This window comes from Halopelagius fulvigenes, from assembly GCF_055398025.1.
Genome location: NZ_AP043846.1, coordinates 2,642,685 through 2,658,804 on the forward strand (window position 1 = coordinate 2,642,685; position 16,120 = coordinate 2,658,804).

The 16,120-nt window shown below is 62.8% G+C and carries 29 protein-coding genes; all 29 read left to right on the forward strand.

Annotated features, from left to right (window positions below; all coding sequences use genetic code 11):
- Window positions 1-3 precede the first annotated feature (3 nt).
- The 29 genes from ACZ522_RS18545 to ACZ522_RS18685 all read left to right on the forward strand — a co-directional run bounded on the left by ACZ522_RS18545 (window position 4) and on the right by ACZ522_RS18685 (window position 16,018).
- Window positions 4-192, forward strand: a complete 189-nt coding sequence (locus ACZ522_RS18545) for a hypothetical protein (RefSeq protein ID WP_379696160.1) — start codon at window positions 4-6, stop codon at window positions 190-192.
- On the forward strand, window positions 185-400 hold the full coding sequence (locus tag ACZ522_RS18550; RefSeq protein ID WP_379696158.1) for a hypothetical protein: 216 nt from the start codon (window positions 185-187) through the stop codon (window positions 398-400). Before ACZ522_RS18545 ends, ACZ522_RS18550 begins: the two co-directional genes overlap by 8 nt.
- Window positions 401-404: 4 nt before the next feature.
- Window positions 405-638, forward strand: a complete 234-nt coding sequence (locus ACZ522_RS18555; RefSeq protein WP_379696156.1) for a hypothetical protein — start codon at window positions 405-407, stop codon at window positions 636-638.
- Entirely contained in the window at window positions 635-856 is a 222-nt protein-coding gene (locus ACZ522_RS18560) for a hypothetical protein (protein ID WP_379696154.1), read from the forward strand. Before ACZ522_RS18555 ends, ACZ522_RS18560 begins: the two co-directional genes overlap by 4 nt.
- 27 nt (window positions 857-883) lie before the next feature.
- Window positions 884-1,102, forward strand: a complete 219-nt coding sequence (locus ACZ522_RS18565) for a hypothetical protein (RefSeq protein ID WP_379696152.1) — start codon at window positions 884-886, stop codon at window positions 1,100-1,102.
- A gap of 592 nt (window positions 1,103-1,694) precedes the next feature.
- The gene (locus tag ACZ522_RS18570; RefSeq protein WP_464391825.1) at window positions 1,695-1,862 is read left to right on the forward strand and encodes an HNH endonuclease; all 168 of its coding nucleotides are present in this window, start codon (window positions 1,695-1,697) and stop codon (window positions 1,860-1,862) included.
- An 84-nt stretch (window positions 1,863-1,946) separates the two neighbouring features.
- Complete coding sequence (locus tag ACZ522_RS18575; protein WP_379696148.1) at window positions 1,947-2,627, forward strand: hypothetical protein; 681 nt, start codon at window positions 1,947-1,949, stop codon at window positions 2,625-2,627.
- Complete coding sequence (locus tag ACZ522_RS18580; protein ID WP_379696146.1) at window positions 2,624-4,180, forward strand: phage terminase large subunit family protein; 1,557 nt, start codon at window positions 2,624-2,626, stop codon at window positions 4,178-4,180. Before ACZ522_RS18575 ends, ACZ522_RS18580 begins: the two co-directional genes overlap by 4 nt.
- A gap of 7 nt (window positions 4,181-4,187) precedes the next feature.
- Window positions 4,188-5,660 carry a hypothetical protein gene (locus ACZ522_RS18585; protein WP_379696144.1) on the forward strand — a complete coding sequence of 491 codons (1,473 nt, stop codon included), beginning with the start codon at window positions 4,188-4,190 and terminating at the stop codon, window positions 5,658-5,660.
- Window positions 5,661-5,662: 2 nt separating this feature from the next.
- Entirely contained in the window at window positions 5,663-6,466 is an 804-nt protein-coding gene (locus ACZ522_RS18590) for a minor capsid protein (protein WP_379696142.1), read from the forward strand.
- A gap of 308 nt (window positions 6,467-6,774) precedes the next feature.
- A complete protein-coding gene (locus tag ACZ522_RS18595; protein ID WP_379696140.1) occupies window positions 6,775-7,797 on the forward strand; it encodes a hypothetical protein in 1,023 nt (340 codons plus the stop codon).
- A gap of 2 nt (window positions 7,798-7,799) precedes the next feature.
- Window positions 7,800-8,186 carry a hypothetical protein gene (locus tag ACZ522_RS18600; RefSeq protein ID WP_379696138.1) on the forward strand — a complete coding sequence of 129 codons (387 nt, stop codon included), beginning with the start codon at window positions 7,800-7,802 and terminating at the stop codon, window positions 8,184-8,186.
- A gap of 30 nt (window positions 8,187-8,216) precedes the next feature.
- Window positions 8,217-9,056: a hypothetical protein gene (locus ACZ522_RS18605; RefSeq protein WP_379696136.1), complete on the forward strand. Its 840-nt coding sequence runs from the start codon at window positions 8,217-8,219 to the stop codon at window positions 9,054-9,056.
- A gap of 55 nt (window positions 9,057-9,111) precedes the next feature.
- Window positions 9,112-9,471 (forward strand): hypothetical protein, encoded by a 360-nt coding sequence (locus tag ACZ522_RS18610; protein ID WP_379696134.1) that lies wholly within the window; start codon window positions 9,112-9,114, stop codon window positions 9,469-9,471.
- A gap of 2 nt (window positions 9,472-9,473) precedes the next feature.
- Entirely contained in the window at window positions 9,474-9,620 is a 147-nt protein-coding gene (locus tag ACZ522_RS18615) for a hypothetical protein (RefSeq protein ID WP_379696132.1), read from the forward strand.
- Window positions 9,613-10,020 (forward strand): hypothetical protein, encoded by a 408-nt coding sequence (locus ACZ522_RS18620; RefSeq protein WP_379696130.1) that lies wholly within the window; start codon window positions 9,613-9,615, stop codon window positions 10,018-10,020. Before ACZ522_RS18615 ends, ACZ522_RS18620 begins: the two co-directional genes overlap by 8 nt.
- A gap of 3 nt (window positions 10,021-10,023) precedes the next feature.
- Window positions 10,024-10,431: a hypothetical protein gene (locus tag ACZ522_RS18625; protein ID WP_379696128.1), complete on the forward strand. Its 408-nt coding sequence runs from the start codon at window positions 10,024-10,026 to the stop codon at window positions 10,429-10,431.
- The gene (locus ACZ522_RS18630) at window positions 10,428-11,117 is read left to right on the forward strand and encodes a BppU family phage baseplate upper protein (protein WP_379696126.1); all 690 of its coding nucleotides are present in this window, start codon (window positions 10,428-10,430) and stop codon (window positions 11,115-11,117) included. Before ACZ522_RS18625 ends, ACZ522_RS18630 begins: the two co-directional genes overlap by 4 nt.
- A 109-nt stretch (window positions 11,118-11,226) precedes the next feature.
- Complete coding sequence (locus tag ACZ522_RS18635; protein ID WP_379696124.1) at window positions 11,227-11,415, forward strand: hypothetical protein; 189 nt, start codon at window positions 11,227-11,229, stop codon at window positions 11,413-11,415.
- 2 nt (window positions 11,416-11,417) lie between these two features.
- A complete protein-coding gene (locus ACZ522_RS18640; protein ID WP_379696122.1) occupies window positions 11,418-11,576 on the forward strand; it encodes a hypothetical protein in 159 nt (52 codons plus the stop codon).
- Window positions 11,573-11,746 carry a hypothetical protein gene (locus ACZ522_RS18645; protein WP_379696120.1) on the forward strand — a complete coding sequence of 58 codons (174 nt, stop codon included), beginning with the start codon at window positions 11,573-11,575 and terminating at the stop codon, window positions 11,744-11,746. The genes ACZ522_RS18640 and ACZ522_RS18645 overlap by 4 nt, the downstream gene beginning before the upstream one ends.
- 41 nt (window positions 11,747-11,787) lie before the next feature.
- On the forward strand, window positions 11,788-12,015 hold the full coding sequence (locus tag ACZ522_RS18650) for a hypothetical protein (RefSeq protein ID WP_379696118.1): 228 nt from the start codon (window positions 11,788-11,790) through the stop codon (window positions 12,013-12,015).
- Window positions 12,016-12,028: 13 nt separating this feature from the next.
- Entirely contained in the window at window positions 12,029-12,409 is a 381-nt protein-coding gene (locus ACZ522_RS18655) for a hypothetical protein (protein WP_379696116.1), read from the forward strand.
- Window positions 12,410-12,862 carry an HK97 gp10 family phage protein gene (locus ACZ522_RS18660; protein WP_379696114.1) on the forward strand — a complete coding sequence of 151 codons (453 nt, stop codon included), beginning with the start codon at window positions 12,410-12,412 and terminating at the stop codon, window positions 12,860-12,862.
- Between the two features lie 3 nt (window positions 12,863-12,865).
- Entirely contained in the window at window positions 12,866-13,327 is a 462-nt protein-coding gene (locus ACZ522_RS18665; RefSeq protein ID WP_379696112.1) for a hypothetical protein, read from the forward strand.
- 67 nt (window positions 13,328-13,394) lie between these two features.
- Complete coding sequence (locus ACZ522_RS18670; RefSeq protein ID WP_379696110.1) at window positions 13,395-13,883, forward strand: hypothetical protein; 489 nt, start codon at window positions 13,395-13,397, stop codon at window positions 13,881-13,883.
- Window positions 13,884-13,913: 30 nt separating this feature from the next.
- Window positions 13,914-14,453: a hypothetical protein gene (locus ACZ522_RS18675; protein WP_379696108.1), complete on the forward strand. Its 540-nt coding sequence runs from the start codon at window positions 13,914-13,916 to the stop codon at window positions 14,451-14,453.
- A gap of 229 nt (window positions 14,454-14,682) precedes the next feature.
- Entirely contained in the window at window positions 14,683-14,916 is a 234-nt protein-coding gene (locus ACZ522_RS18680; protein ID WP_379696106.1) for a hypothetical protein, read from the forward strand.
- Window positions 14,903-16,018, forward strand: coding sequence for a homing endonuclease associated repeat-containing protein (locus tag ACZ522_RS18685; RefSeq protein ID WP_379696103.1), 1,116 nt, complete (start codon window positions 14,903-14,905; stop codon window positions 16,016-16,018). The genes ACZ522_RS18680 and ACZ522_RS18685 overlap by 14 nt, the downstream gene beginning before the upstream one ends.
- The last annotated feature ends 102 nt before the right edge of the window (window positions 16,019-16,120 follow it).

Consider the following 16,120-nt stretch of genomic DNA (forward strand, 5'->3'; position numbering starts at 1 on the left):
CCCATGAAAGACTACTACAAGGTCGCACTCGCGACCCTTGGTGTCCTGCTCATCCGTGCCGCTGGGTGGTTTCTCATCCTCGTCGCTATCGGGTGGCTCGGGTGGTTGGCGCTTGACGGCGTCGCAGTAGCGCAGGCGCTTCTCGTACTCTTTCTCGGACAGGGGATGGTGGGGGTCCCTCGCGATGACTGAACGCGACACCTTCTCCTCGCCCCCGTTGGATCACGTCGCCCTCGGCATCCTCCTCATGGCACTCGCGTCCGACGGCACGGAAACGGCCCTCTACGTCGTGGCGATGGCGCTCTTCGTCACCACACGAGTTGACCGCGTCGTTAAGTGGTATCTCACGACCCACGACCCGCTATTCGTCCGCCTCGGCATCGGCACGGACACGGAGTAACCAGATGACTGAACGCGACACCCTCACCAAAGTCCGCAGGTTCAACGAGTTGGGGCTATCAACCCTCACCTTCTGGTCCGTTTACGTCAACGCGGGACTCATGCTCTTGTTCGCCGCCCTGGGCGACACGTTCCTCGTCGCCCTCGCCGCCCCCTCCCTCGTCATTTCGCTCCTCGCCTGCGAGGAGGAACTTGCCACCGCCGACGACTACTATGAGCGGACTAAGGAGGTCCGATGACTGACCGGACGACGATCTCCATCGATGACCCGCTGTTCGAGCGCCTTTCGGCGGACAAGCCCGACGGCGTGTCCTGGACGGAGTACCTCGAAGCACTCGCCGACGGGGAAAACGTGCCACGGGAGCCTGAACGAACGAATGCACTCACTGCTGACGACGTCGGGATGCTCAAACGCGAAATCGCCGACGAGATCGAAGACCGCATGACGCGACGCTGAACGACTGCATTCACCCTTTCCATACCAATGAGCCAGATAGACCTACTCAAGGCCGACGTTGAAGCGCACGGAGAAGTACACGCGACTGTCGAAGAGGAGGACGCCGAAGTCGAGATCCGCCTCGGGACGGCGACGTTCCACGACGACGACGAAGTACTGACGCTGTCGAACAACCAGACCGACCTCCGCATCGGCTACGATCGGATTGTGAGTTGGTATTTACCCGTGGATTTCTACCACGGGTGACATTCCGGTGGGGCCACTACTAAGTGCGTTCGGGATGTAGAGGTTGCCAAGAAGCGCGGTATCGCCGTTTCAGGAAAACGGCCGGTGCTTGAGACACCGACCGCGCTTCGGGAGCAACCGAAGCATGCATCAAAAGACGCTGGACGAGTTTAGTAGTACCGAACACGTCTACCCGACGTGCGGAGAATCGGGTTTCAAGAACCGCCACGGAATGAAGATTCACCATGCCCGACTGCATGGTGAGAGTATCGCTGGGGAGACGGTTGAATGCGCTGAATGTGGAGACGAGGTAACCGTTACCCCTCGCCGGTTGGAACGGTCCGAGAATAACTTCTGCAGCCCGGAGTGCCACGACCGGTTCCAGTGGGATCGGGTAGAAGTGACCTGCGAGAACTGTGCGGTGAAGTTCGACAAGAAGAAGTTTTTCGCTGAACGGTGCGATCTTGACTTCTGTTCAATCGGTTGCCGCCGGGAGTTCTTCAAGCAGCGTGCGGAGGAGAACTCTGGTCGGCGTATCCATTACCACAAACCGTGGCCTGAGCGAAGAGAGGTGGCAAAGGAGCGCGACTTCTATCAATGCCGCCTCTGCCGGATGACTAACGAGGAACATAACGAGAGATTCGGGCAGGCGTTACACGTACACCACCGCACTCCTGCGCATATGGCCGAGTCTCCTCATGAATTACAAAATCTCATCACCGTCTGCCGACCGTGCCATCACAAACTGGAGAGTAGCAACCACACCCCCCAGAGTGCGTAACACCCCCGTCGAATTCTACCACGACGACGGCTGAACACAGACCGAACACACACTGAGAAAACAATCAATCCATGAGGGGTATCGATGAGTAACGACGAACCTGTTGACGGAAACTGCAACTACCACCCGACGCAGGACGGTGGCTACTGCGGTCAACGGGCCGGGATGGGGACTGACCATCTCGGCGAAGGATACTGCAAGTATCACGGCGGGGCGGCACCCGGCGGCGCTCGCGAAGGCGCTGGCGCTCCCGAGGAGAACACGAACTCAGTTTCTCACGGTGCGTACGCCGATCAATCGAACCTCTACTCGGAGAAGTTCACCGACCCCCAGCGCCAGATCGCCGACGACATTTATGAGGACTACCGCGAGCGCTACCTTGAGACGCACGGCGACATCCCGACCGGCCACGATCTCCGCCTGTTCAAACTCTCGGTAAACGCGGTGACTGAGCTCCGCGTCGAGAACTGGAGCACGCAGAAGCCCGACGACCTCGATTCGGGGACGGTGATGATCGATCGCGAAACGAGGATCAAAACCCACGAACACGGGACGGTCAAAGAAATCCGATACAAGAAGGCGCCGGCGTTGGCGGCGAAGAAGACGCTCTCAAACGAGAACCGCAAGTGGCTAAAAGACCTCGGGCTCCTCGACTCTCCCGAAGACCGGCAGGCCGACGCCCTGGAGGCGGGGCTTGACCTCACCCTCTCGACTGAAGAGAAGGACGAACTCGACCAGGCGTTCGACGTCGAGCCGCAGACATGAGCCAGACCGACCAGGTGACGCCGTCGGCCATCGCCGAGCGCAACCCGATCGCGCATCCGGGGGTCGCGTCGGTCCAACTGTTCGAGTACTCGCTGCCCCCGGGCGACCACCTCAAGGAGCTGTATAATGCGCTCTGGAAGGCGGTCGACGAGGACTACCCGCACGCCCCGAAGAAGGTTGCCCGTCTCCTCCCCCGGGGACACGGCAAAAGTGAAGGCGTCGGTGTCGTTTTCCCGGCGTGGGCGCTGCTCACCCACCCCGACATCCGGGTGGCGATCATCAGTAAAACTGCGAACATCGCCGCGGAACGGGCGGGGAAGGTCGTCGACGCCGTCGAGCACTGGGCGCCGCATTTCGGCATCGACATCGCCAACGCGGCGGGCCATCAACTCACGACGGCCGCGAACGATCACAAAGAGCCCTCGATCAGTGCGTACGGCCTTGAGAGCCAACTGACCGGGAAGCACTTCGACGTCATCATCTGGGACGACATCGTCGACTGGGAGAACCAGCGGACGAAGACCCAGCGCCGGAACGTCCGCGAGTACTTCCGCGACTACACGAAGAACCTCGGCGATCCCGACTCTGCCCTCAAAGGCGGTGCCGTCCAGGCGATGATCGGGACGCGCAAGCACCCCCGGGACCTCTACGCGACGGACATCCTGGAGTCGGCGACGTGGGACGCGAAGGTCTACAAGGCCATCCACGAGACGGACTGGCCGCTCGTCGACCAACGAGCCTGGTCAGTCCGCGGCGATGACGGCGAGGTGTACGACGACGTCTCGGACCTCCCCGCGGACGTCAACCTCGCGAACAACGGTGTCATCCCCGACGAGGAGATCCGCGTCCTCTGGCCGGAGCACAAACCGCCCGAATCGCTTCTGTACGACATCGTCGACGGCGACGATTCGCTCCCGATCTGGCGGCGGGAGAACCAACAGGACCCCCACGCCCTCAGCGGCGAGGTCTTTCGGAGCGAGTGGCTCACGTACGTCGACGAACTTCCGGCCCCCGAATCGTCGTACGAGTGGGTTGCCGGGATGGACCTCGGGCTCGTCGACGACCTCCAGCAGGCAGTCGAGAATGATACCGACTACACCACCCTGGCCGTGGTTGCGTGGGATACCACGACCGACCGCGGTTATCTGACCCACCTCGCTCGAAAGCGGGGGCTGTCGGTGAAGGGTGCCGCGGACTGGGCAGTGGAGCAGTTGCGCGACGTCAACGTCGATTCGATGCTTGTCGAGCAGAACGCCAACCGTGGCGTGTCCCAGCGCCTTCGCGACGACACGCCCATCCCGGCGAAGGGGACGACGTCGACCGGGAGCAAAGAGGAGCGCATTCACAACATGGCCGCGGAGTTCGAGAGTTCTGACCTCCGCATCATCGGAGATCCGGCGGCCGAAACGTGGCGCGACTTCGAGACCGATGAGTGGTTGCAGTTCCCCAGCGCGACGCACGACGACCGCCTCGACGCTATCGAAATCGCACTCCGGAACATCGATAAGAAGACCGTCCGCCGCCGGTCGCCCGCCTCTACTGGCAAACACTAATTCACACATGCGTAATCCACTGTCTACACTCGCCGACGCGCTCCGACATGAGGCACAGACGCCCGAGACCCGAACCGAGAACGGGACGGGATCGTTCACGGCAGGCAACGTCGACACTGTCTCGGCCCCGGAAGATCGCTACGACGACTGGCTGACCTACAAGACGACGCCGTTCATCAACGCCGGCCTCGGGCAGTACGCGGCCGACGTCGTCGAACCCGGCTGTCGGATGGTTGCCGACTCCGATGAAACGGAGGCGTTCTTCAACGGTGGGGATGACGCCCCTGACGGCACTCCCGATGGTGGCTTTCTCGAAAACGCGGGCATCATCGCCGGGCAGACCCACCAGGACTTCACGGCCGTCCTTCGACAGGCAGCCCTCCTCTACGTGGCCGCCGGCGACGTCCTCGCCGAGCACGTCAAAGGCGAAGACGGCGAGAAAATCACGGGGTTCATGTGCATCCCGCCCTGGTCGGTGACGCTCAAAACCCTCGATAAGCGTCCGATCCTCCTCTCGCCCGACGCCAGTGGTGACGAGATCATCCAGACCAAACGCGGGGAGGCGGCGGCGTATCTCCAGTATCACAAACGCTCCGTCCTCGGGCAGCGTGGCAAGTACGACGGTAAAGACGTTGTCCCGCTCAGTCAGAACGACGTGACGAAAATCGCCCGGGACCCCGACCCGGGCGAGTTGTGGGGGACGCCCGCGACGCACAGCGTCCGCGATCTCGTCCGCGGGCTCAAGCAGATCCTCAAGGACAACGAGAATGCCATCCAGACGAAGGCATACGGCATCTGGTCGCTGGCGTTCGAGACGGGCGTCGTCGAGGCGGGCGACGAGGTCATCGTCACCGAGTGGTCCGCAAACGAACAGTCGGAGTTTATCGAGGAGAAGATCGGCTCGGAGATGGGGCCGGGCGACATCATCGGCCACGACGGGACGGTCACCTTCGAGAAGTTCGAGGGGGAAATCGCCGACGGACTGCTGAACGTCATCAATCTCTACATCAAACTCATCGTCTCGGCGCTGCCGGTGCCGCTGTATGCGGTGGGTTTTGAAGAGAACATCAACCAGTTCGTCACCACCCAACAGGAACGGCGCTACGAGAAACGCGTCATCGACCTCCGCGAGGAACTCACCGACGGGTTCCTCCCGGCGATGAAGCGCGTGGCCGAACAGCGCGACCTCGATACCTCGGGGATGGATCTGGTCCTCGAACCCGACGATGACGACTCGCCGATCCGTTCGATGGACGCCGACGAACTGGAGGCCGCGGCCTCCTACGGCAAATTAATCGAGTTCGTCTTTGGTGACAAGGCATACCAGTACTTCGACCGCGAGTACCTGGCCGACTTGATAATGCAACTCCCCGGAGACGCACTCGACGAGGCGGCGTTCGAGGAGTCCGACACGTCTGAGGAGTCACCCCCGCCGGTTGAAGAGTTGCCTGACCTCGCACAACCGCCGGAGTCTGAGTAACGATGCCGACGCCGCCGACAAAGACGAAGACCGAACAGCAACAGTTCGCACAGAAGCTCCGCGGGGGATTCGCCTCTATCAACACGGTAATCCGTCGCGATGTCGGACGGCGTGACCGCCTCGGGCTCACCCCGACGGCGGCCGATGCACTCCGTGACATTGAGGACCTCCAAACGTACGCGTTCGCGACCGATTCCCGCAAACACGAGAAGTTCATGGCGTGGCTCCGGCGCCAGTTCGACCGCGGAGTCCTCGAACCCGTCCGTAACGATGCGGGCGAAATCCAGTATGTCCGATCCGCCTACGAGAAGGGCATTCGCCACGCCGACACATGGCTTCAACAGGCCGGCGCCAGCGTGCCGGCCGGGACGGTCGCAGACGCGTTCACCCGCTCGATCCATATCGAGACGGTCGAACAGCTGTACACTCGCACCTTCAACGAACTGGAGGGCATCACATCGGCGACGGGCCAGCAGATGTCTCGCGTCCTGTCGGATGCACTCACGCAGGGGTGGGGGGCGGAGAAGACGGCCCGTGAACTCACTGACCGCATCGATTCCTACGGGAAGGTCAACGCGACACGAACGGCGCGGACTGAAATCCCTCGGGCTCACAACGAAGCAGCAAAAACCCGATACCGAGAGGCAGACGTCGAGCGCGTCAAAATTCTCGGGCATGATCCTTGCGAGGATTGTCAGGAGTTCGTTGGGAATGTCTACCCCATCGACGACATCCCGCACGGGGGGCCACCATTCCACCCACAATGCCAGGGGACTGTCATCCCCGTCCTTGACGACGACTCCTGACCGATTCGGAGACTAACTCCTCCAACCTAACTATGACCGACGCCCAGCACGACACTCCAGCGACTGGTATCGCCGTCCTCGCGGACGAATCAACCGACGACTTGCCTTTGGTGGTCAGGGGGGTGGCGTTAGGGGAGGGGGATGTTACTCACGGCGCCTCGCAAACGCGCGTCCACTGGCCGCGAGAGACACTCGAACAGGCGACTGAGGCGTTGATCGGGCGGAAGCTCGTCGACGACTCGGCGCACGATATCCCCGAAGATGGGGATTTTCCGACTGAGCCACCGACGCGCTCGATCGTCGGGGAGGTGACTGACGCACGATACAAGCCGGGCGTCGGTGTCCTCTACGAGGGCGAGGTTGACGACCCAGAGATCGCCGACCTCGTCCGGAACGGCCGCGTCGACGTCTCGCCGTTCGTCATTCGCCGCCTCGGCGAGCGTGACGAGCAGCGCGACGCGTTGCAGGCCGAGGAAATCCTCCACTGGCGCGACCTCGCGGTCGTCTCCAACGGCGCGTCGGAGGGCGCGAGTATCGAACCCGCACCCTCGGCCGCGGAGGCCATGTCGAACACGGCACTCGCCGATGCCCTCGGCGCGGCGTTCGAGGACGGCGGTGCCGAGGGCGACGAGGGTGACGACGGCGGCGCACAGCCCGACGACGAATCGGCGGAATCCGACGCGACTCCTGACGACCCGGCGGGCGATGATGCCGACACGACACCCACTGGCGACGATCCCGGTGACGGCGCGAGCACGCTGGGACCTGACGATCCGACACCATCTATGGACCTGACTGATTCTGAAGAGGACCTCGTTCGCACGGCCCGCACGCTTGACGACCCGAGCGTCGTGGAGGCCGACGTCGAGGCACTCGCCGACGAAATGGAAACGTACGACGACCCGCATGTCGTCGAAGCCGAAGACTACGACGCCCTCGCCGAGCGCGTCGAAACCGTGCGCTCGGTACTGGCCGACGCCCTCGCCGAGCGCACCGGTATGCAGACGTCGACCGCCGAAGCCCTCTCGCTCGACAACCTGATGGCCGAGTTCGAGACCGACGACGGCGAGTTCGACGCCGAGGCACTCGTCCAGTCGCCCGAGACGGGCAGCACGGACGACGACCCGGCCGACCCCAACGGTGGGGACGTCGGCGCCGATGACGGCGTGGACGCCCTCTCGGAGGACGAACGCGAGGAGATCCGCTCGAAGCTCGCCCGCGCCGACACGCTCAACGGCGTCAACTCCAGTTACGCGGAGTCGCTCCGCGAGGAGGCGGCCGAGGCGGCGGGCGTTGACAGCTACGACGACATCGACATGGAGGCTCTCTAACAATGGCAAAGAACCCCGGACAGGCGCTCAACGCGGGCGTCATCACGGTTACGCTGACTGGCGACGGTACCGCTTCGGATGGTGACGCTGTCGCCATGAGTGCTGGCAAGGTCACGCAAGCAGACGGGACCAACGACCCGCACGTCATCGGCGTTCTGGCACAGGAACAAGGTAGCAAGACTGACACCGAGAAGGTCTCTGTTCACATCGCCGGCCCCGTCGTCGCCAACGTGGCGTCCGGGACGGCCGCCGGCACACAACTCGGTTCCTCCGCAACGGAGGGGCAGTTCGGCAGTGGCACGCAGGCCATCTCGACGCTGACGCCCGAGGGCGACGCCGGCGATTACGGCGGCACGATGCCGACCGGCTACGCGGCGGTCAACCTGTAACGACGCGGTAACACTCTCTCCACTTACAACATGCCTACGAACGTTAACTACAGCGGCGTCCCGACTGAGACGGACATGCGAAACGTCCTCCTCCCTGAACCGGAGGAGATGTTCCAGTTCCGGAACGCCTATCAAGTCGACTCTGAAGCACCGAACCGCGACGGCGACTCCGTCGAGTACCCTGCCATCAGCGAGGACTTCGACGGCGAGATGGTCGAAGTTGAGCAGGGCTCGGACTACCCCCGCGCCGACATGAACTACGACGGCGTCCGCGCCGCGTGGACTGACTACGGGTTCGAAGTTGTCATCCACGACAACGACATCCAGGACTCCACCGTCAACGTGACGCTGGCGACCCAGATGCGGATGTCCGAGGAGGAACAGCGCCGCCTCGACGGCATCGCCTACTCCGTCCTCAACGCCAACCGCAACAGCACCACCATCGGGACTGACGGAACCGACTTCAACTACAACGCCGCCGTCAGCGCCTACACGACGCTCGTCGATGCGGGCTACAACCCCGACCGCTTCGTCTGGTTCCTCTCGCCCGACGCGTGGGGCGACTGGATCACCACGAACGAGTTCGCCTCGTCTACAGAGACGTTCGCGGACGAACTGCGCGGCGCTGGCCCGAGCGTCACCGAGATCATGGGCCGCCCCGCCCTCCTGACGAACACGGGAGACCTCGGCGCCGACGAAGCGATGCTCGTCGACACGGGCGTTTACGGGTGGGAATCGCCCCGGTCGAGCTTCGACATCACCCGCTACCGCGAAGACTCGAAGAAGCAGTGGGTCTACCAGGTCAGCGGCCGTATCGACTGGGTCCCGACCGAACCCGACGCGGCCCTGAAGGTTCAGGGCGGCGTCTAAACGGGACTGACCCATGGGCTTTGAACTGCGCTGTGCACTCGACGGTTGGGGCGCCGTGGTTGACCCTCGCGACGAGGAGACGACGGTCCAACTCGACACTGACAGCGCGAACCGCTTCAGCGTCGAGGATGAAGACCTCGCCCGCGCGCTCGTCGCCGCCTACGATGCGATTTCGTGGGCCAACGGCCCGCCGGAAGCGTCCGACTCCGAGAGTGCCGATGATGACGACGCTGCAGACGACGCTGAGACGGAGGACTTCGACGCCGAGGCCTTCATCGATGATGCGTGGCAGTCGGTCGTCTCCGCGATCGAGGACGGAAACGTCGACGCTCATCTCGACGCCGTCGAGGACGCCGAAGAATCGCGGGAGTCCCCGCGGGACTCCGTCCTCAAAGCCGTCGAGGGGCGGAGGTGAACATGCCCGACATCGACGAACTGTACGCGACCGTCGAAGTCGATTCGAGCGCGTTCCGCGACGCCGTCCAGGAGGCCAAAGCCGCCCTGCAACGCGTCGAGTACGAGAAGCAGGCGCTCATCCATCGCGCGGAGGTGAACGATGAGTGACCGCACTCACACCTACCGCTTCGAGGGGCCGAGTATGCGACTCCGAATGCCCGCGCACGACATCGTTGTCACACGGGGGAACGAGTTCGACGTCGACCCGGATGCGACGGTCACGCTTCCGGCCCCGGAGGGCGCCCCCGACGACGCCGAGTCGGAGACGGTCACGCTCCCCGAGTTCCTCACTGAGCACACTGATGCCGAGTTCGAGCGCGTTCGCGGCCCGTACGACATCCTCAACGGGACGGTTCCAGAGCTCGAAGAGGCACTCGACGCGGGCGAGTTCGACGGGCGGTTAGACGCGCTCCAACACGCCGAGCGAGAAGGCGAGGACCGGACGACCGCACACGAAGCGATCGAGGACCGGCGCGACGAGCTCGCTGACGACTCGGCCGAGGAGTGACGGATGCCGAAACAGTATGCCTCTCGCGCGGCTCTTGAGCGTGAACTGGACTACTCGCCGCTGGATTTCGGCATTGAGTCCGAAACCGACTGGAACGACCTTCTCGACGAGTCGCTACAAACCGCGACGGAGCGCGTTGACGGGTGGACCACCAGCGAGCATACGTGGACCGACGCCGACGACGCGCCGTACACGATCTCGGAGGCCGTCATCCGTCTCGCTCGGGCACGCATCCTCCGCATCCACGAGGACGGCATCGCGAGCGAGGATCTCGTGAGTGGCGCGGGCTACGACTACCGCTCGCCGAAGGAGTTACACGCCGATATCAAAGGCGACCTCCGCGACATGGGGTATCGCCGCCTCGGCGGTGGGTCGCGGCACATCACTTCAACCAACTTTAGCGACTCATGACAGCAACCGCACACACTCGGAAACCGAGTGACGACCACAGCAAGTTCAGCTACACGCTCCGCGACAGAAATGGGGACCCGATCGACGTCTCCAGCGCGACGAGCGTTGACCTCTACGTCGATGCCGAAGACGGGACGGCCGTCGTCAACGGCGCCGCGGCCACCCTCGAAGACGCCGCCAACGGGAAGGTCAGCTACGTGTTCGGGTCGGCCGAACTCGACGCCGTCGGCACCTACTACGCCGAGTTCGTCATTAACCGCGGGACAGGAACGTCGTACGAACCCGTCCCGCAGGACCGCAACCTCCGAATCGAGGTACGCGAGGACGTCCAGACCGGTTCCCCGACCGTCAACGGGGCGCCGTTCCATACCCGCAAGCCCGGAGACGATCACACGAAGTTCCAGACAACGCTTCGGAACCGCGCCGGATACGCGATCGATCTCTCGACAGTATCGGGCGTCTCCGTGTGGGCCGACGCGCCCGATGGGACGGCGGAACTGTCGGGCGTCGCCGCCACGCTTGACGATGCCCCCAACGGCGTCGTCAGCTATACGCCGGCGTCTGGCGAGTTCAACACGCCGGGCGTCTACCCCATCGAATTCGTGATCACGTACGGCGACGGGTCGACGTACCCCCTCCCGCACGGGGAGAATCTCAAACTCGTGGTTACCGAGGACGTGAAATGATGAGTGACGAATTCATCATTACCGCCGACCACACCCGAGTACGCATCGGTGGCGCGCTCTACGAGATAGAGACGGACGTTCACACGACGCTCTCTGGAGGTGAGCAACGATGAGTAACGACCCCAAACCGGGCGATCACGCTCGGCGAGCAGGGCGGCTCATCGACTACCTCTCTGACGGCGAGGGAGTTCACACGCTTCGGGATGGTGGGATAGTCGACATCGAAGACCGCGGCGAGGACACGACGATGGTGACCGTCACCGTGGCCGTCGAAGACCTCCCCGAGGACGAGGAGTAACGATGTGCGACGAGGGGTCCCTGCTCGGCGCACTCGTTAACTGGGTCGTCATCCTCATCCCGGTCGTCGGGCATAAGTATCTGGGGTGGCCGTTCCAGTCCGTCGTTCTGGTTCTCCTCGCCGTCGTCGCCTTCCAGATGCTACGGGAGTGTCCCTCATGAGCGACCAGACTGAGGCAGAGGGGGAGAGTACACTTCGCAACCTCGTCGACGCTATCGTCGTACTCGCCCCGTTCATCGCGTACGAGTACTTCGGAACGTCGTTCGAGTCCGCTGTCCTCGCCCTCCTCGCGATGATCGCCTTCCAGATGCTGAGGGAGCCTCCTACATGAGTCATCGAAACGTTCGAATGGCAGCGTCCCCTGATGCCAACATGGACGAGACACAACTTCCGGCGGTTGACGGCGTGGATCTCGGCGAACTTCTCACAGCGTGGCTCGAATCGCAGGGCCTTGACCTCGAAGACTCTGAAGAAGCCTTCGAGTACGTCTGCCCCACCGAAGTAACGCTCACCCGCGAAGGACACGACACGGTCACGTTCGACGCCAGCGGGACCGTTCTCGAACTGAGCGCAGACTACGAGATCGAACGCGAATCATGAGGCACACTCGATCATGAGCCACCGCCAGCGCGACGCCCACCGACTCGCCGTCGAACGGCAAGAACCGACGGGCGGCACCGACGACCTCGGCCAACCCACCGAACAGTGGGTCGAGCAGTTCCGCCTCAACTGTATGGCCGCGTCGCCGGCCGAGGCGGGCAACCTCGGGCGGACGAACGCTGGCGAGGTTGTCGACGCGGCGCTCACCCTCTGGTCGCCGCGTGCGAAAGCGGGCGAGATCCAGACGGGGGACCGCGTCCGCGTCTGGCCGAAACATGCCGGCGAGTCGGCCGCGGACCTCTACAAGATCGTCGGCGAGCGCCTCCACTACGCCCGAAAAGCAACGCCTGAGATGTACGTCTTCGACGCCGAACGCTACTCGGAGGCCGTCTAAATGAGTGTCTCAGTCGATGTCGAGTGGGACACGACGCCTGAAGAGTTGTCCCGGTCGCTCCAGAAGTTCCTCGACATCCTCATGGACGAGGTTGAGCGGGCGGTCGGAGATATCGCCCTCCTCATCGAGCGTGAGGCGAAGAAACGCGCCCCGGTCGACACGGGGACGCTTCGGGCCTCCATCGGACACGTCGTCAATGCGATCGGTGAGGGGTACTTCGAGGCGATCATCGGGACGAACGTCGAGTACGCGCCTGCCGTTGAGTTCGGCCGTGGTCCCGTGACCGCCGACGGGAAGGCACTCAAGTTCACCGTTGACGGGGAGACGATCTTCCGGAAGAGTGTCGGGCCAGCAAAAGCGCAACCCTTCTTAGGTCCCGCTTTACACGCGGCGGAGGGCGAGATAAACGACCGCCTCCAGGCGGCCGTCAGTCGGGCAAAACGGAGGGCCTAACAGATGGCAGCAGTCGAAGGCAGAATTGGGTACCTCCTCGAAGCGATCATCAAAACGCTTCAGACGCATCCGCCGCTCGTCGACGGCTATCTCGACGGCGACCCGGCGCGTATCATCGACAATCCCTCGAAGACGGGCATCCCGGACGGTGAGGTGTTCGTCTCTGTCGGGCTCGCCGACAAGAACGAACGCCCCGAGGGGAAGGTCGGCAACCGCCTCCGGGCCGGCTTTCAGGTGACGGTCGTGATGTCGCAACCCTACTGGGAGAAAAACGGCCGTCTCCACATCTACAACATCGGCGACACCGTCGCCGACGCGTTGGACGGAGGTATCGCCCCGGGCGTGACGCCGATCGGGGGTAACAACGGCCCGGGTGAGCTTCAGTTCGGCGGCGAGGATGCAGACGACCTTGTCGGCAAGGTCACCCTCCCGCAACGCTTCCGGTTCCAGACGCGCGGCGTCTGACCTCTTTTCGCGCATCGTTCGCTGACCGACTCCGCAGTCCCGCAGTTCCGCAGACGTAGACACATCCATGCCAGCTAACAATTCCAATCTCAAGAACGTGCTTTCGGGCGCGTTCATCGAAATCGCAGTCGTTTCGGATATCGGCCAGACGTCCGAGACAGAGAGTATCGTCGGCTTCACGATGGGTGAGACCACCATCTCGTCCGAAGACACCACCACCGAGTTCCAGCTCCACGAAAGCCGCTGGGGCCAGCGGTTCAACGAGCACGAAGCGGTGGGCCTCGAATTCGTCACCGCGCTCGCCGCGGGGATGCCCCAGCTCCAAACGCTGGGCATCGTCGACTCCAACGGGCAGCCGCTCGCCCGGCAGGAACTCGACATCCGGCTCCACGTCTACAACGACGAGCCGGCCATGGCCGGAGCGCCTCAGCAGACGTTCGAGTTCTATCGGTGCGAAATCAACTTCGACGAGATGGCCCTCCCGCAGGACGGCTCCGAGATCACGTTCCAGGTCGACGCGAACGGCGGTTACCACATCGGGTCCACGTCGCCCTAACACCGCACTCTCACTTTTTAATACATCAGCATGACTGACACCAACGACAACATCCGAACGGACGGCGGCGCACAGGTCGACAACTCTCCCGAGATCGGGCCGGACTACGACAATCCCGAGACGGCCCAGAAGGCCCGGGAGATGGCACAAGAGAAGCTCGACGAGAAGAAGGCCGAGGCGAAAAAGAACCAGTCGATCAAGCAGCAGCTCGAACAGGCGGCCGACGAAGAGACGATCTTCGTCCCTGTCTTCGAGGACAAGGACCTCGAGGTCGAATTCTCGACGCTCTCGACGAACGAAGCGACGCGGTTGATGGCTATCAGCGAGGAGTTCGAGGCGATCGACGAGGGAGAGGTTGACGCCGAGAACGAGGGCGAAATTCGCGACAGGTTCCGGGAGATGGTTTCCGACATCTCCGAGATCCTCGGCGACAAGGCGGTCGACGAGTCGCTGTCGGACCCTGACTGGTGGTCCGATACGCTGTCGCTCATGCGACTCATCACGGTCGCGCAGGGACTGATCGCGGAGGACGACTCGCTGTCCGCCGAGGACATCGACGACTTTCGCTGAAAGCAAGCGCGGAATCTGGTACTTCGAACTCCTCCTCGTCATGGGCATGACGCCCGGTGAGTGGGGCCAACTCCATCCCGCGGAGCAGCGGTTCCTGGAGACGGCCGCCAGCAACTATCGCGATAAGATCGGCTTGACGCTCACTGGTCAGCCAATTAACAACGGCTGAGTCCTATACTATGCATTAGTGCAAATTTCTTAGTTGCAGTAGTGCATAGTCAGTCTTGTAATGGCTCAGACTGCAGAGTCGGGCATGGGACGCTACCGTGCACTCATGACCGACACCGATCGCGACTACATCACCGGCAACGGAGAGCCGTCTGATTCTCAGCGGGATCAGTCGGTGTACCGCGTCCGGAAGCGGATCACTGAGGAACTCCCGCAGGACATCGATGTTCTGCGTGAACACCGTCCCGACCTCCTCGACGAGCTCCGCGAGGTGGTGTGTGATGGCGACGACTGAAGACAGCGCCGACGGCATCGAGTGTCCGACGTGCGGGCGCGACGACTTCGTCAGCGAGTGCGGTTTGAACTACCACCAGACCCGCGTCCATCAGTCCGACAAGAAAGAGGAGATGATCGAGTCCCTTCGAGAGGTCGCTGAACGGTTGGGACGCACGCCCAAGGTGAAGGATGCGAAGGACGGCGAACTCGTCGCCTCGTATCCGACCTACAACAAACACTTTGGGTCGTGGGGCGAGGCGCTCGAAGAAGCTGGCTTCGCCCCAAATAAGGAGAGGGACATCAGCGAGGGGGCGCTCCTTGACGAACTGGAACGGCTCACGTCAGAACTCGGTCGGGTTCCCTCCATTGCCCATATGCGGCAGCACGGGAAGTACTCTCCACCGACCTACATAGACCGGTTCGGGTCGTGGAATGACGCTCTCGAAGCGTCGGGACTGGACCCTAACCACCGCGTCAACATCCCCACCGACGAGCTTCTTGCAGAGCTCCGCCGGCTTAGAGAAGAACTCGGACGGCGTCTCAGCCACCGGGATATGATCGAGCACGGGGAGTTCAGCCACGGGATCTACACCCGCAGATTTGGCTCATGGGATGAGGCCCTTGAGGCCGCGGGGCTTGAGAGGTACAATAACGGGAAGCAGACACGGACCGAACTCGCTCGTGAACTCCGGCAGTTCTACAATGAGCTTGGGCGTGTCCCACTTCCAAAAGACCTCAAACGCGAAGGACCGCACGCATGGAGCGTGTACTATCGGATGTTCGGCCCGTGGCCCGACGTTCTCGCCGCGATAGGCCTTGAACTACCCGACAGTGACTCAGAGTCACTTGGATATGGGCCGAATTGGCAGACCCGTCGTGAGAGGGTACTCGCCCGCGATGACCACACCTGTCAAGCATGCGGCCTCGACAGCGAGAAGTCGCGTGACAGGTACGGCAAGGGGTTGAACGTTCACCATATCACCCCGCGAAACAAGTTCGTTGAAGACGGCGAACTCAACCACGAACAAGCGAACCGGATGGAGAATCTGGTGACGCTCTGCATCTCCTGCCACCGTACGTGGGAGGGCATCCCGCTGCGCCCGACCCTCGCCGTCAACTAACCGACATCGGCGGGTAGCGTCCCGCCCTGTTGCTGTTCTCAGACCACGTAGCGTCTGGATTAGACCGTCCCGAGTAGCACCGCGCCCGCAACCGACTGAGGA